The organism is Janthinobacterium sp. UMAB-60, from assembly GCF_900095235.1.
Taxonomy (GTDB): domain Bacteria; phylum Pseudomonadota; class Gammaproteobacteria; order Burkholderiales; family Burkholderiaceae_D; genus Janthinobacterium.
Genome location: NZ_LT607488.1, coordinates 59,343 through 73,530 on the forward strand (window position 1 = coordinate 59,343; position 14,188 = coordinate 73,530).

The 14,188-nt window shown below is 61.7% G+C and carries 11 protein-coding genes and 4 tRNA genes; 9 read left to right on the top strand and 6 right to left on the bottom strand.

The features are described from left to right. Positions 1-3 precede the first annotated feature (3 nt). The 4 genes from K0F86_RS12950 to metG all read right to left on the bottom strand — a co-directional run bounded on the left by K0F86_RS12950 (position 4) and on the right by metG (position 3,921). Entirely contained in the window at positions 4-930 is a 927-nt protein-coding gene (locus K0F86_RS12950; RefSeq protein WP_219134767.1) for a ScpA family protein, read from the bottom strand. 17 nt (positions 931-947) lie between these two features. Further along, positions 948-1,157, bottom strand: a complete 210-nt coding sequence (locus tag K0F86_RS12955; protein ID WP_034778041.1) for a DUF3460 family protein — start codon at positions 1,155-1,157, stop codon at positions 948-950. Positions 1,158-1,265: 108 nt separating this feature from the next. After that, complete coding sequence (locus tag K0F86_RS12960; RefSeq protein WP_219134907.1) at positions 1,266-1,745, bottom strand: GNAT family N-acetyltransferase; 480 nt, start codon at positions 1,743-1,745, stop codon at positions 1,266-1,268. 19 nt (positions 1,746-1,764) lie between these two features. After that, the gene (gene metG, locus K0F86_RS12965) at positions 1,765-3,921 is read right to left on the bottom strand and encodes a methionine--tRNA ligase (protein ID WP_219134768.1); all 2,157 of its coding nucleotides are present in this window, start codon (positions 3,919-3,921) and stop codon (positions 1,765-1,767) included. 160 nt (positions 3,922-4,081) lie between these two features. Between metG and apbC the strand changes: the two genes are divergently transcribed. From apbC to K0F86_RS12980, 3 genes are all read left to right on the top strand, one after another. Then, positions 4,082-5,170, top strand: coding sequence for an iron-sulfur cluster carrier protein ApbC (gene apbC, locus K0F86_RS12970; protein WP_219134769.1), 1,089 nt, complete (start codon positions 4,082-4,084; stop codon positions 5,168-5,170). 148 nt (positions 5,171-5,318) lie between these two features. Next, a complete protein-coding gene (locus K0F86_RS12975) occupies positions 5,319-5,726 on the top strand; it encodes a DUF4399 domain-containing protein (RefSeq protein ID WP_219134770.1) in 408 nt (135 codons plus the stop codon). 139 nt (positions 5,727-5,865) lie between these two features. After that, entirely contained in the window at positions 5,866-7,557 is a 1,692-nt protein-coding gene (locus tag K0F86_RS12980) for an alkaline phosphatase family protein (RefSeq protein ID WP_257572142.1), read from the top strand. A 140-nt stretch (positions 7,558-7,697) separates the two neighbouring features. Here the strand turns inward: K0F86_RS12980 and K0F86_RS12985 are convergent, their stop codons facing one another. Next, positions 7,698-9,263, bottom strand: a complete 1,566-nt coding sequence (locus K0F86_RS12985; RefSeq protein WP_219134771.1) for a phospholipase D family protein — start codon at positions 9,261-9,263, stop codon at positions 7,698-7,700. A 62-nt stretch (positions 9,264-9,325) separates the two neighbouring features. Further along, positions 9,326-10,564 (bottom strand): diaminopimelate decarboxylase, encoded by a 1,239-nt coding sequence (gene lysA, locus K0F86_RS12990; RefSeq protein ID WP_219134772.1) that lies wholly within the window; start codon positions 10,562-10,564, stop codon positions 9,326-9,328. Positions 10,565-10,710: 146 nt separating this feature from the next. Between lysA and K0F86_RS12995 the strand changes: the two genes are divergently transcribed. The 6 genes from K0F86_RS12995 to K0F86_RS13020 all read left to right on the top strand — a co-directional run bounded on the left by K0F86_RS12995 (position 10,711) and on the right by K0F86_RS13020 (position 14,100). Next, entirely contained in the window at positions 10,711-11,622 is a 912-nt protein-coding gene (locus K0F86_RS12995) for a LysR family transcriptional regulator (RefSeq protein ID WP_219134773.1), read from the top strand. Between the two features lie 70 nt (positions 11,623-11,692). Then, complete coding sequence (gene gltX, locus K0F86_RS13000; RefSeq protein ID WP_219134774.1) at positions 11,693-13,099, top strand: glutamate--tRNA ligase; 1,407 nt, start codon at positions 11,693-11,695, stop codon at positions 13,097-13,099. 124 nt (positions 13,100-13,223) lie between these two features. Next, positions 13,224-13,299: transfer RNA gene (locus K0F86_RS13005), tRNA-Ala, on the top strand. Between the two features lie 37 nt (positions 13,300-13,336). Then, positions 13,337-13,412, top strand: a tRNA-Glu gene (locus K0F86_RS13010). A gap of 134 nt (positions 13,413-13,546) precedes the next feature. Continuing rightward, positions 13,547-13,622: transfer RNA gene (locus K0F86_RS13015), tRNA-Ala, on the top strand. 402 nt (positions 13,623-14,024) lie between these two features. Beyond that, positions 14,025-14,100, top strand: a tRNA-Glu gene (locus K0F86_RS13020). Positions 14,101-14,188 lie beyond the last annotated feature (88 nt).

Sequence of the window (14,188 nt, forward strand, 5' to 3'; positions counted from 1 at the left end):
GGATCAGGCGGGCGAATAGGCCAGCCGGACGTAGATGGGGGCAAACGGTTCTGCCTGCGTGATTTCGATCAGGGTTTCCTTGGCCAGTTCCAGCAAGGCCACGAAGTTGACCACCACCACGGGCACGCCGCCGGCAATGTCGAACAGCTCGCTGAACTCGACGAAGCGCGACGACTGCAAATGGCGCAGGATGCTCGACATGTGCTCGCGCACGGACAGTTCCTGGCGGCTGATGCGGTGGTGCTGGGTCAGCTTGGCGCGTTTCAGCACGTCGAGCCACGCCTGCTGCAAGTCCACCGGTTCCACGTCGGGCCAGGTGGGCGTCAGGCTTTGCTCGATAAAAATCTGCGTGCGCACGAAATCGCGCTCGAACTGGGGAATGGTGTTCAGGTCGTAGGCGGCCAGCTTGATCTGCTCGTACTCGAGCAGGCGGCGCACCAGTTCGGCACGGGGATCGCCGCCGTCTTCCTCGACCTCGCTCTTGCGCGATGGCAAAAGCATGCGCGACTTGATCTCGATCAACATGGCCGCCATCAGCAGGTACTCGGCGGCCAGTTCCAGGTTGCTCACGCGGATCTGGTCGACGTATTTCAGATATTGCAGGGTCACCTGCGCCATCGGAATATCGAGAATGTTGAAGTTTTGCTTGCGGATCAGGTAGAGCAGCAAGTCGAGCGGGCCTTCGAAGGCTTCGAGGAAGATTTCCAGCGCGTCCGGCGGGATGTATAAATCCGTCGGCATGCGCAGCATCGGTTCGCCATACAGGCGGGCGATACCGGGTGGCTCGGCGGCAGGCGCCGCGTCCGTGCTTGCAGATGCTGCAGGGTCGCCGCTGCCGTCGCCGCCAGTGGCGGGTTCGGGCGACTCGATGACTGCGCCGGCACCGGAAGCGTCGGCTTCCGGCGTCACTGCAGACTCTTCAGGCAGCATCGTGCCGGTTCCAGATCTTAGTTCTTGTTCTGGTAAACGTAAGCCTGTTGCTTGACGGCCGATGCCAGTTGGCGTTCCTGCTCATCGATGCTGACGGCCGGCTTGTCCCACAGCAGGGCGCGGCCCGCTTGCTGGCCCGCTTCCATGCCAGGATTCTTGGCCTTCAGTTCGGCGATGAACAAGGTGTGGTCGGATACGTAGTTGTTGTGTTTTGCAGGCAGTTTCATATTCTCTTCTGAGTGTCTTATAAGTAAGGTCAGCCGGCCGTATTCTACCGCGCCGTGCCGCCTGGCGGGTTGTAGTATCGGCAAGTCCGGGGGCGAAATTGCTAAAAATCAATAACGCAACAAACGCCGCATCACCATCGGCGCCGGTTCGGCGGGGTTGGCGTGCGAATATTCCAGTTCTTCGGCCAGATCGAATTCAAAGGCCGCATAAAAATCGATCAACTTGCGCTGGTCGCGCCGCACGGCCAGGCGCAATTCCTCGGCCTGGCACGACAGGCCATGATGAATGATGGCTTCGAGCAAGTGCTGCGAGACGTGGCTGCCCCGGTAGGCGGGCAGCACGCCCATGCGTGAAATCTTCCAGATGGCGGGATCGCTGTCGAGCGGCATCCAGCGCAGCGAACCGGCGGGAATGTCGTCGATCAGCAACAAAAAACCGCCGCCGTGGCGCAGTTGCGCTTGCACCTGCTGCGCCGTCTCGTGGTGCCCACTGGACGAGGCGGCCACCTTGCCGGCCCACGCGGCGCGGGTCAGATCGGCCATCAGTTGTGCATCGGCATTTGTTGCTTCGCGCACCACGATATTCATCATCGGTCCTTGTGGTGGCTTAACGGATGCGCATGCCAGGTTCGGCGCCCGGCCACGGGTTCAGGATGTAGATGCCCGGATTGGCTTTCTCGTCGGCGGCGGACGCTGCCATGACCATGCCTTCCGAAATGCCGAACTTCATCTTGCGCGGCGCCAGGTTGGCCACCAGCACGGTCAGCTTGCCGACCAGTTCTTCCGGCTGGTACGCCGAGCGGATGCCCGAGAAGACATTGCGCAACCGGCCTTCGCCCGCGTCCAGGGTCAGGCGCAGCAGCTTGTCGGAGCCGTCCACCAGTTCGCAGTTGACGATTTTGGCGATGCGCAGGTCGACCTTGAGGAAGTCGTCGATCTTGATTTCGGGCGCCAGTTCCTCGATGGCGGCAGCGGGCACGGCTGGCACGGTGGCATCGTTCGCGGCGTCGCCGGCCGGTGCGGCGATAGCGGCGGTCGCTTGCGGCGCGTCAAACAGCGCTTCGATCATCTTTGCATCCATGCGCGTCATCAAGTGGCTGTAGGCGCCGATGGTGCGGCCCAGCATGCTGTTCGCGACGGCGTCGCCGAACACTTGCGTATCCGCCCAGGTGAAATCGGCGTCGTTGAGGAACGATGCCACGTTCTTCGCCACGCCCGGCAGCACCGGCGAGAGCAAAATCGTCAGCTGGCGGAACAGGATCAGGGCCGTGGTGCACACGTCGTGCAACTCGGCTGTCTTGTCCGCATCCTTGGCGAGGATCCACGGCTTGTTTTCATCGACATACTGGTTGGTGATGTCGGCGATTTCCATGATTTCGCGCAAGGCCTTGCCGAATTCGCGGTTCTCGAAGTGCGCGGCGATGCTGGCCTGGCGCTCGACGATGACGCCGTTCACGTCCACCGTCAGCGCGCGGTTGATCCAGCTTTGCGCGCCTTCCGACAGCGTCGATGCCAGCTTGCCGTCGAAACGCTTGGCGATGAAGCCGGCGCAGCGGCTGGCGATGTTCACGTACTTGCCGATCAGGTCGCTGTTCACGCGGGCGACAAAATCTTCGCCGTTGAAGTCCAGGTCTTCCACTTTCGAGTTCAGCTTGAAGGCGATGTAGTAGCGCAGCCATTCCGGGTTCATGCCCAGGTCCAGGTAGCGCAGCGGCGAAATGCCCGTGCCGCGCGACTTCGACATTTTTTCGTTGTTGACCGTCAGGAAGCCGTGAACGTTGACTTTCAGTTTATCGATGACGGGGTGGCCGGCAAATTTCAGCATGGCGGGCCAGAACAGCAAATGGAAGGAAACGATGTCCTTGCCGATGAAGTGGATCTGTTCCGTGGCAGGGTCGTTCAGCAGGGCGTCGAAATCGAGGCCTTTCTTGTCGCAATAGTTTTTCAGGCTGGCCAGGTAGCCGACGGGCGCATCCATCCACACATAGAAGAATTTACCTGGCGCATCGGGAATCGGGATGCCGAAGTAGGGCGCATCACGTGAAATATCCCAGTCGGCCAGCTTTTCGCCCGCTTCGCCCAGCCATTCGCTGACCTTGTTGACCATTTCCGGCTGCAAGCGGCCTGGCGTATTCAGCCAGCTTTTCAGGAATTCGAAGCAGCGCGGGTCGGACAGCTTGAAGAAATACTGTTCCGACGGCTTCATCACGGGCGTCGCGTTGGTAAACACGGAGAACGGATTGACCAGGTCGGTCGGCTGGTAAGCGGCGCCGCACACTTCGCAATTGTCGCCATACTGGTTCTTGGCGCCGCATTTCGGGCATTCGCCCTTGATGTTGCGGTCGGCCAGGAACATGCCTTTCACCGGATCGAAGAAGCGGTCGACGGTTTTCGTGACGATCAGGCCCGTATCGCGCAGCTTGCGGTAGATCGATTGCGACAGGTCGACGTTTTCCGGCGAATCGGTCGAATACCAGTTGTCGAAGGCGATATGGAAGCCATCGAGGTACTGGGCGCGGCCGGCGGCGATGTTGGCGACGAATTGCTGCGGCGTGATGCCTTCCTTTTCGGCGGCGATCATGATGGGCGTGCCATGCGTATCGTCGGCGCCCACAAAGTGCACTTCACGGCCGGCTGCGCCATCGCGTTGCATTCGCTGGAACCGGACCCAGATATCAGCCTGGATGTATTCCATGATGTGGCCAATGTGAAAAGCGGCGTTTGCGTAAGGCAGGGCAGTGGTGACGAACAGCTTGCGAGTCATGATTGATGCACTTTTGGGATGGATAATAGGACATTTTAACAGCGGAAAGGCAATATGAGCAGATGCAGCGCTGGCAAGTGATGCTTTTGCCGCCATCGCGCCATGCAAATTTGCGCTAGACTGCGCGTATTGCACATATGTAGTACACACGGAGATTTACATGAGCATCACAGTAGAAGACGTCAAGGCCGCCCTGGCCCAGGTTATTGATCCAAATACACATAAAGATTTCGTTTCCAGCAAAACCGTCAAGAATCTGAAGGTCGATGGCAATGATGTTTCCCTCGACATCGAGCTGGGCTACCCCGCCAAAAGCCAGATCGACCTGATCCGCAAGTCCGTGCTGGCCGCGCTGCGCGTGCTGCCGGGCGTGGGCAACGTCAGCGTGGGCGTGTCGTCGAAAATCATTTCGCATACGGTGCAGCGCGGCTTGAAGCCGATGAGCAATGTGAAAAACATCATCGCCGTCGCTTCCGGCAAGGGCGGCGTGGGCAAATCGACCACGGCCGTCAACCTGGCCCTGGCCCTGGCTGCCGAAGGCGCCACCGTCGGCATGCTCGACGCCGATATCTATGGCCCGTCGCAACCGATGATGCTGGGCATCAGCGGCCAGCCGAAGACGCTCGACGGCAAGAGCATGGAACCGATGGAAAACCACGGCCTGCAAGTGTCGTCGATCGGCTTCATGATCGATCCCGACGAACCGATGGTGTGGCGCGGCCCGATGGTCACGCAAGCGTTGCAGCAACTGCTGGACCAGACCAACTGGCGCGACCTCGATTATCTGATCGTCGACATGCCGCCAGGCACGGGCGACATTCAGCTGACCCTGTCGCAGAAAGTGCCCGTCACGGGCGCCGTGATCGTCACGACGCCGCAGGACATCGCGCTGCTGGACGCGCGCAAGGGCCTCAAAATGTTCGAGAAAGTCGGCATTCCGATCCTCGGCGTGGTAGAAAACATGAGCACGCACATCTGCTCGAACTGCGGCCATGCGGAAGAAATTTTCGGTGCCGGCGGCGGCGCGAAGATGTGCGCGGACTTCGGCGTGGAATTCCTCGGCGCCCTGCCGCTGACCATGGCGATCCGCCAGCAGACGGATTCGGGCACGCCGACCGTCGTGGCTGAGCCGGATGGTCCTGTTGCCGAGATCTACAAGCAGATCGCCCGCACCATCGCCATCAAGGTGGCGGAAAAGGCGAAGGATATGACCAGCAAGTTCCCGTCGATCGTTATCAAAAACGATTGATCGATAGCCTGCTTAAACCCAAGGCAGAGACTGGGGTCGAACCCTCAGGGTTCGACCCCAGCCCTTCATGGGTTAACAATCCGGCGCCATGCTCGTCAGGAATATGGTTTCATGCAGTCCGTGTTGTTACTAAACAAGAGGAGACATCATGCAATTGACCACCGTATTCCTGCGCCAGGCCGCAGTCCTGGTTGCCGGCAGCCTGCTGGCCGCCAGCGCCTTCGCCCAATCCGTGTCCTTCGTCGAGCCTGTTGACGGCGCGACGGTGACCAGTCCGTTCAAGGTGAAATTTGCCGTCAGCGGCATGGACATCAAGCCGGCCGGCGACATGACGGCCAGGACGGGCCACCATCATCTGCTCATCAATATGGGGCCGATGAAGGCGGGCGAGATGATCCCCATGGATGACAAGCATTTGCATTTCGGCAAAGGACAGACGGAAACGGACGTCACCTTGCCGCCGGGTCAGTACACGCTCACCATGCAGTTCGCCAACGGCGCGCACCAGTCGTATGGGCCGGAGTTGAGCAAAAGCATCAAGGTGACGGTCAAGTAATCGCGCATATTGATTCATGTCGGCATCAGGCCGGGTTCCAGCGATGGTGCCCGGCCTTTTTCATGGTCGTGCTTCTTGTCATCATTGCGTCATACAGTTTGCGTATGCTGCCCGGTGGCCTAACTTTGGATGAGTGCATATGAGCAAGAATTTCTCCCTTTCCCGACACCTGGCGCAGGCGTTGCTGCTGGTGGCTGGCGCGGCGGCGTGCCAGGCGCATGCGGCCAAGGCGCTTCCTGCTGCTGCTTCTGCCACTGCGGCGCAGCCGAAGCTGGTGGTGGTGCTGGTGGTCGATGGTTTGCCGCAAGAGCAGGTGACGCGCTACCGCGACCAGTTCGGCCAGGGCGGTTTCCGCCGCCTGCTGGAGCAGGGTGCGTGGTTCAGCGATGCGCACCAGGCGCATGGCATCACGGTCACCGCCATCGGCCACTCGGCCGTGCTGTCGGGCGCTTATCCGTACCAGCATGGCGTGATCGGCAATAACTGGATCGATCCCGTCACGAAAAAATCCGTGTACTGCACCGAGGATGGCAATTTCCATTACATCGGCGAAGAGACGAAACCCGATGATGGCACCTCGCCCGTGAAGCTGCGCGTGAGCACCCTGGGCGACGAATTGCGCTATGCCACGGGCGACAAGGCCAAGGTCGTCACGGTCTCGGGCAAGGACCGGGGCGCCATCCTGCTGGCCGGAAAAACGGGCACGGCCTATATGTACATGGAAAAGACGGGCAACTTCGCCAGCAGCACTTATTATATGCAGCAGCATCCGCAATGGGTGCAGCGCTACCAGGCCAGCAAGCCGCAGGACCGCTACTACGGCAAGAGCTGGACGCCCTTGCTGGCTGACAGCGCCTACGCCAATGATGCGCGCGAGGATATCGTGCCGGCCAAGCCGGGCACGCGCAACACCTTCCCGTTCGCCTATTACAGCGACAGTGGCAAGCTCGATGGCGAGTACTATAGCCGTTTGAAGTCCGGTCCCTTCCTCGATGAGCTGACCCTGGAATTCGCGCGCGCCGCCGTCGATGGCGAAAACCTGGGACGCAACCCGGCTGGCGTGCCCGATATCCTCGGCGTGAGCCTGTCCGCACACGACTACGTGAACCACGCCTACGGCCCGGAAAGCAGGATGTCGCATGACCACCTGCAGCGCCTGGACCGCATGCTGGCCGGCTTCTTTGCCGACCTCGATAAAAAAGTCGGCATGGATAACGTGCTGGTGGTGCTGACGGCCGACCATGGCTTTGCCAACGTGCCCGAATTTACGGAAGCGCGCGGCGGTTTTTCCGCCAAGCGCATCGACGGCGACAAGATGGTGGCAAGCCTGAACCAGCACCTGGCCACGACCCTGGGCATCGATAAACTGGTGACGGCGTCGTCGCTGCCGAATATCTACCTCGATTACGCGCTGGCGGAAAAGAGCGGCGTCCATCGCGCCGCCCTGGAAGACGCGGCAGCCCGCTTCCTGCTGCAGCAGGATGGTCTGGCACAAGTCTATACGCGCACGCAAATGGAAACGGGGGCCGTCGCCACGCGCATGGACACCCTGATGCGCCGCGCCTGGAACCGCCAGCTGTCGGGCGACCTGATGGTCGTCACAAAGCCGGCCTGGTACTTCGGCAAGGGCAGCGGCGGCACCTCGCACGGCACGCCGTACACGTATGACACCAACGTGCCGCTGATGGTCTTCGGGCCCCGCTGGATCAAGCCGGGCGCCTATGGCCAGTACGCGGAAGTGGTCGATATCGCGCCTACGCTCGCCCATTTGCTGCGCATACGCCAGCCATCCGCGTCGGAAGGGCGGGTGTTGACGGAAGCGGTGCGGTAAGGCTCCGGGGCTGTGGTGTTGTCGGGTTACGCGCGGAGCGCTAACCCGACCTACGTCGGCTGCGTTAGCCTGGAGCGAGCGTAGGTCGGATTAGCGGGGCAAAGCCACGCGTAATCCGACAACAGTGTTGGCAAAACCGCTTACAGCAGCCAGTCTATCGGCAGCACCGACAGAATCGCCACCCCCATGCGCTTCCACACGCTGGTGCCCGGCTCCGTGTCGTAGCGCGTGGCGCCGCCGCTGGCGTCGCGGGCGATCCAGTACAGCTTGCCGTCGTCGCCCAGCAGCACCTGGTAGGCGCGCTGCGGGATGGTGGTGCGCATGGCCAGGCCCAGCTGGCTGGCCAGCGCGGGGCTGTCGATGACGAGGCCCATTTCCGTGTTCAACTCGATCGAACGCGGATCGAAGTTGAACGAGCCGACAAAGATGCGCCGGTCATCGACGGCAAAGGTCTTCGCATGCAGGCTCGACGCGGAGCTGCCCAGGTGGCCAGGCTGCGCGCGCGCGTCGCCCCGTTCCCACGAGCGGCGCGATTCATACAGCAGCACGCCCGCTTCCAGCAGCGGCTTTCTCCACTTCGCGTAACCCGCATGCACGGCCGCCACGTCGGTCGCTTCCAGCGCATTCGTCAGGATGCGCACGCCGACGCCTTTTTTTGCCAGGTCCGCAAAGGCCTGCGTGCCGGATTTGCCGGGCACGAAATACGGCGACACCAGGTCGACTTCCTTTTCCGGCACGCCCAGCAGGTTTTGCAGGTTTTCCGCCACGCCCGTGCCTGGCCTGGCCTTGTCCAGCACCTTGGCCGGGTCGTCGCTGACCATGCGCGTGCGCGCCCATTCGAAGGGCAGGGTGCGTTCCATCATCTGCCTGACGAAGGGCGAGGTGCGCAGCGCCTGCACGTATTCCTCGGCCGCCCTGGTGTCGTCGATGCGGTCCGCTTCGGCGGCGATGGTGGCCGCGTCGCCCTCGACTGGGCTGGTCAGCAGCAGGCTGGCCGGGTAGGCCGAGGCGCTGTTCCAGTAGCGGTCGAAATCGTGCGAGACCTCGTTGACGACGGGGCCGACGGCCAGCACGTCCAGGTCGGCGAACAGCACGTCGCCGGCCGCGCCAAAATATTCATCGCCCACATTGCGTCCGCCGACGATGGTGGCCTGGTTATCGGCCGTGAACGATTTATTGTGCATGCGCCGGTTGAGGCGGGAAAAGTCGGTGGCAAAGGCGAGCGCGCGCGGCGCGCGGGGCACGAAGGGATTGAACAGGCGGATTTCCAGGTTCTGCTGCTTGCCCAGCATGGTCAGGGTCTGGTCCAGGCCCGCCGTGTTGTTATCGTCGAGCAGCAGGCGCACGCGCACGCCCCGTTCGGCCGCCTGGCGCAGGGCGTCGAACAGCAAGGTGCCCGTAATATCCTTGTGCCAGATGTAGTACTGCACGTCCAGGCTGCGCTGGGCGGCGGCGGCCAGCAGGGCGCGCGCGGCAAAGGCGTCGCGCCCGTCGGCCAGCGGATAAATGCCGGACACGCCGGGATGCTGCGCCACCATGGGCGCAATGGCCGTGGCTAATTTGGTCTGCGCCGTATCCGTGATGACGCTGGAGGGAATGCGGCCTTCCAGCGACGGCAGTGCGGCGCAGCCGGCGAGGACGGCGGACAGCAGCAGGGACAGCAGCAGCCGGGTGGCGCTGCGGAAGGGAAGTACTTGGGCGGGCATGGCGGGCTTTCATCGAGTTGCCCCGATGTTAGCAGATGCGCATGCCCGCACGCGGTGCGGTTTTAGAGTTGTTCCAGCGCGATCAGCTCGGCCACCGTCTGGCGGCGGCGGATCAAGCGGGATTGCGCCCCATCGACCAGGTATTCGGCCGCATGCGGGCGGCTGTTGTAGTTCGACGACATCGAGGCGCCATACGCGCCTGCGCCTTCGAAGACGACGTAGTCGCCCACCTGCGCTGCCGGTAGCAAGCGGGTTTCCACCACGCCGCCATCGCGCTGGGTAAACACGTCGCCCGATTCGCACAGGGGGCCGCCGACGACGGTGGCGTGCTGCTCATCGAGAGCGCGGCCGTCGTGCGCGATCACCGACATTTCATGGTAGCTGCCGTACATGGCGGGGCGCATCAGTTCATTGAAGCCCGTATCGAGCAAGGTGAAGTGGTTGCCGCCCATTTGCTTGGTGGCGCGCACCTCGGCCACCAGCAGGCCCGCGTCGGCCACCAGGAAGCGGCCCGGTTCGATTTCCAGGTGCACGGGATGGCCCAGGTGCGCCTCGATCTGCTTGCGCGCCGCATCCCACAGCTGGAAATAATGGTCCGTGTCGACCGGCTGCTCTCCTTCGCGGTAGGGCACGGACAGGCCGCCGCCCGTGGAAATGGCTTCCAGATCGTGGCCCATGTTTTTCACCAGGTCGACCATGGTGCCGCAGACGGTTTCCAGGTGGCTGTAGTCGACGCCCGAACCGATGTGCATGTGCAGGCCTACCAGGTGCAATCCATGCGCGCGGATGACGGCCAGCGCCTCCGGCAGCTCTTCGTGCCAGATACCGTGCTTGCTGTTTTCGCCGCCCGTATTGGTCTTGTTGCTGTGACCATGGCCATAGCCTGGATTGATGCGCAGCCAGACGCGGTGGCCGGGCGACACGGGGCCCAGCTGGCGCAGCATGTCGACGGAGCCGCAATTGACTTCAATTTTTGCCGCCGCCACGCGCGCCAGGGTGGCGCGGTCGAACAGGTCGCAGGTGAATACCACGCCGGCGGCGCCATTCGTTTGCGCCGGCGTAAAGCCCGCCTGCAGCGCGCGTTCGATTTCGCCCAGCGAGACGGCGTCCACGTGCACGCCCGCTTCGCGCATCAGGGTGAGCAGATGGATGTTCGAATTGGCCTTTTGTGCGAAGCGCACGGTGTCGAACTGCGCCAGCTGCGCCACGCGCGCGCGGATGGTGGCCGCGTCATACACCCACAGGGGCGTGCCGTGTTCCTGGGCGAGTTGGGCGAGGGTGGCGTCTGGCACTGGTTTCATGGTGGTTGTCTTTGTCATGTTATGGGTGGCGTCGGATTACGCGGGCTTTGCCCGCTAATCCGACCTACGTGCCGAGCATGATGCGGGTTTTCTTTGTAAACATAAAATATCTATTTAGGGCTACCTTATTCATTTATGATATGAGCATGACTATCTCCCTGCGCCATATCGAAGTCTTTCGCGCCATCATGACGACGGGCAGCGTGACGGCCGCCGCCGCCATGTTGCACACCTCGCAGCCCACCGTCAGCCGCGAGCTGGCGCGCCTCGAACACTTGACGGGTTTGACCTTGTTCGAGCGCGAACGGGGGCGGCTGCGCCCGACGGCGCAGGCGCTGCAGCTGTTCGAGGAAGTGCAGCGCGCGTATTTCGGCCTGGAGCGCATCGTCAGTACGGCGGCGGCCTTGCGCCAGTTCGACCAGGGGCAGCTGTCGATCGCCTGCCTGCCCGTGTTTTCCCAGTCGCTGCTGCCGCAGGCGTGCAAGCGCTTCGTCGCCGACTTTCCGAAGGTGAGCATCAGCATCACGCCGCAGGAGTCGCCACTGCTGGAAGAGTGGCTGTCGGCGCAGCGTCACGACATCGGCCTGACGGAAGTGGACAATGCGCCGCCGGGTACCGCGCTCGATACCCTGATGTCCGTCGATGAGGTGTGCGTGCTGCCCGATGGGCACCCGCTGGCGGCGAAATCCGTGCTGCAGCCGGCGGACTTCGCGGGCCAGCCTTTCATCAGTCTGGCCGTCGTCGATCCTTACCGCCAGCAGATCGACGCCATCTTCGCGCAAGCCGGTGTGGAGCGGCGCATGGCGCTCGACACGCACAGCGCCGCCTCCGTCTGCGCCATGGTGCGCGAAGGCGTGGGGCTGGCCATCGTCAATCCGCTTACGGCCCTCGATTATGCGGGGCAGGGCCTGCAGATTCGCCGCTTCGCCGTATCCTTGCCGTTCACGGTGAATCTCGTGAAACCTTTGCACCGCCCCCTGTCGCAACTGGTCGCCCTGTTTGAGCAGGCGCTGCATGCGCAGGCGGACGAGGTGAAAAGGCGCTTGCTGCAGCTGTGACGGCGCTTGTGGAGCGGCGGCGGTCAACAGAGTAAAATGGCGTTTTACTTATTCAAGCCTGATTACCTCGATGACCACAACCGCTACTCCCGTCCGTACCCGTTTCGCTCCCAGCCCGACCGGCTATCTGCACCTGGGCGGCGCCCGCACCGCTTTATACAGCTGGGCGTATGCCCGTCACTTCGGCGGCACCTTCGTGCTGCGCATCGAAGACACGGACGTAGAGCGCTCGACGCCGGAAGCCGTGCAAGCCATCATCGAAGGCATGCAGTGGCTGGGCCTGGACCACGACGAAGGCCCGTTCTACCAGATGGCCCGCATGGACCGCTACCGCGAAGTGGTGGCGCAGATGCTGGCCGAAGGCACGGCATATCACTGCTACTCGTCGCCGGACGAAGTCGAAGCGATGCGCGAGCGCATGCGCGCGGCCGGCGAAAAGCCCCGCTACGACGGCACCTGGCGTCCGGAGCCGGGCAAGACCCTGCCTGCCGTACCAGCGGATCGCAAGCCCGTCGTGCGCTTCAAGAATCCGCTCGATGGCGACGTGACGTGGGACGACGTGGTCAAGGGCACGATCACGATCTCGAACCGCGAGCTCGACGACCTGGTGATCGCCCGCCCTGACGGCACGCCGACGTATAACTTCTGCGTGGCCGTCGACGACTGGGACATGGGCATCACCCACGTGCTGCGCGGCGATGACCACGTCAATAACACGCCGCGCCAGATCAATATCCTGCGCGCCATCGGCGCACCGTTGCCGCTGTATGGCCACCTGCCGATGATTCTGGGTTCGGACGGCCAGAAGATGTCGAAGCGCCGCGATGCCGTCAGCGTGATGGATTACCCGGCGCAGGGCTTCCTGCCTGAATCGATGCTGAACTACCTGGCGCGCCTGGGCTGGAGCCATGGCGACGATGAAGTCTTCTCGGTGGAGCAGTTCTGCGAATGGTTCAACCTCGATCACCTGACCAAGTCGGCCGCGCAGTTCGACCTGGAAAAGCTCAAGTGGCTTAATAACCAGTACATCAAGCAGGCCGACAATACCCGCCTGGCCGACCTGGCGCGTCCGCAAATGGTCGCCGCCGGCGCCGTCTTCGAAGGCGCGCCGGACCTGGCGCAAGTGCTGGGCATGATGAAAGAGCGCGCCAACACCGTCAATGAACTGGCTGCCGCCTCGATGCTGTTCTTCCGCGAGCCGCAGCCGGAAGCGGAACTGGTGACGCAGCACATCACGGACGCGATCAAGCCCGTGCTGGCGCAGTTTGCCGAGCGCATCGCCACGGTGGAGTGGAGCAAGGAAGCCGTTGCCGCCATGATCAAGGAAGTGCTGGCTGCCAACACCATCAAGATGCCGCTGCTGGCCATGCCCTTGCGCCTGATTTTGACGGGCCAGCTGCAGACGCCGGCCATCGACCAGGTGGTGGTGATGTTCGGCCGCGACACCGTGCTGGCGCGCCTGGTAAAGTGGCTGTAATCGCCGCGATGAAATACGCGTAAAAACAGCGTGCGGAAACCGCCCCTATGAAAAGTTGCTCATAGACGAAAAAGGGTATTTGCAGAGTGAAACTTCTTTGCTATACTCTTGTTTCTGCACCAACGGGGGTATAGCTCAGCTGGGAGAGCGCTTGCATGGCATGCAAGAGGTCAGCGGTTCGATCCCGCTTACCTCCACCAACAGCGCAGAAGTAAGGTAGCAAACTGTAGTTCCATGGTCCCCATCGTCTAGAGGCCTAGGACATCACCCTTTCACGGTGAGTACAGGGGTTCGAATCCCCTTGGGGACGCCAGGTAGTTGTGGTATAGTAGTGGCAGTTGTTTGTACTGATTGTTGTAAGTTCAGGCCCGTAAAAAACAGGCTCTGGATGGAAAGCAAGTAGTGGAACAAAGTCGCCAAGTGCGGCTTTTATTATTTCTGCGCCCGGGGGGTATAGCTCAGCTGGGAGAGCGCTTGCATGGCATGCAAGAGGTCAGCGGTTCGATCCCGCTTACCTCCACCAACAGCGCAGAAATCACATGATAATCAAAGTCGCCTCGAGCGGCTTTTTTTATTTCCGCGACACTTCCCGCCATACCCCTCGGGGAATATGGCGTAGGTCGGATTAGCGGGGCCGCCGAGGCGCAGCGTAATCCGACAACACCGTCGCCTTAAATCAACATCCATAGTCATGTCAGGTCGCTTATGCGGCTTTTTTTGCGTCTGCTGAAATTGCAATGACGCAGTATTTCCATATCGTATGAGTATCTTCTGTCCCATAGGGAGATCTCTGCAAATAAGATGGAAAATAAAACCCCCGGTAGTTGATTTCGTGAATCGCTTCGTGTTAAACTTCGCGCACGCTTTTTTGAGGGGCTAAGCAAAGCCTTCAACGAAGAGTCCGCTGAGAGTAGAGCCAGCACAGGTCCCCATCGTCTAGAGGCCTAGGACATCACCCTTTCACGGTGAGTACAGGGGTTCGAATCCCCTTGGGGACGCCAGTTCGGTCTGGTGTTGTGGTAGTGAAGAAGTGGCAGTGTTTCTGCGCCCGGGGGGTATAGCTCAGCTGGGAGAGCGCTTGCATGGCAT

Bases quoted from the DNA above. Each gene is read 5' to 3' on its own strand.
- K0F86_RS12950 (WP_219134767.1), bottom strand. From the start codon at position 930: ATGCTGCCTGAAGAGTCTGCAGTGACGCCGGAAGCCGACGCTTCCGGT.
- K0F86_RS12955 (WP_034778041.1), bottom strand. From the start codon at position 1,157: ATGAAACTGCCTGCAAAACACAACAACTACGTATCCGACCACACCTTG.
- K0F86_RS12960 (WP_219134907.1), bottom strand. From the start codon at position 1,745: ATGAATATCGTGGTGCGCGAAGCAACAAATGCCGATGCACAACTGATG.
- metG (WP_219134768.1), bottom strand. From the start codon at position 3,921: ATGACTCGCAAGCTGTTCGTCACCACTGCCCTGCCTTACGCAAACGCC.
- apbC (WP_219134769.1), top strand. From the start codon at position 4,082: ATGAGCATCACAGTAGAAGACGTCAAGGCCGCCCTGGCCCAGGTTATT.
- K0F86_RS12975 (WP_219134770.1), top strand. From the start codon at position 5,319: ATGCAATTGACCACCGTATTCCTGCGCCAGGCCGCAGTCCTGGTTGCC.
- K0F86_RS12980 (WP_257572142.1), top strand. From the start codon at position 5,866: ATGAGCAAGAATTTCTCCCTTTCCCGACACCTGGCGCAGGCGTTGCTG.
- K0F86_RS12985 (WP_219134771.1), bottom strand. From the start codon at position 9,263: ATGCCCGCCCAAGTACTTCCCTTCCGCAGCGCCACCCGGCTGCTGCTG.
- lysA (WP_219134772.1), bottom strand. From the start codon at position 10,564: ATGAAACCAGTGCCAGACGCCACCCTCGCCCAACTCGCCCAGGAACAC.
- K0F86_RS12995 (WP_219134773.1), top strand. From the start codon at position 10,711: ATGACTATCTCCCTGCGCCATATCGAAGTCTTTCGCGCCATCATGACG.
- gltX (WP_219134774.1), top strand. From the start codon at position 11,693: ATGACCACAACCGCTACTCCCGTCCGTACCCGTTTCGCTCCCAGCCCG.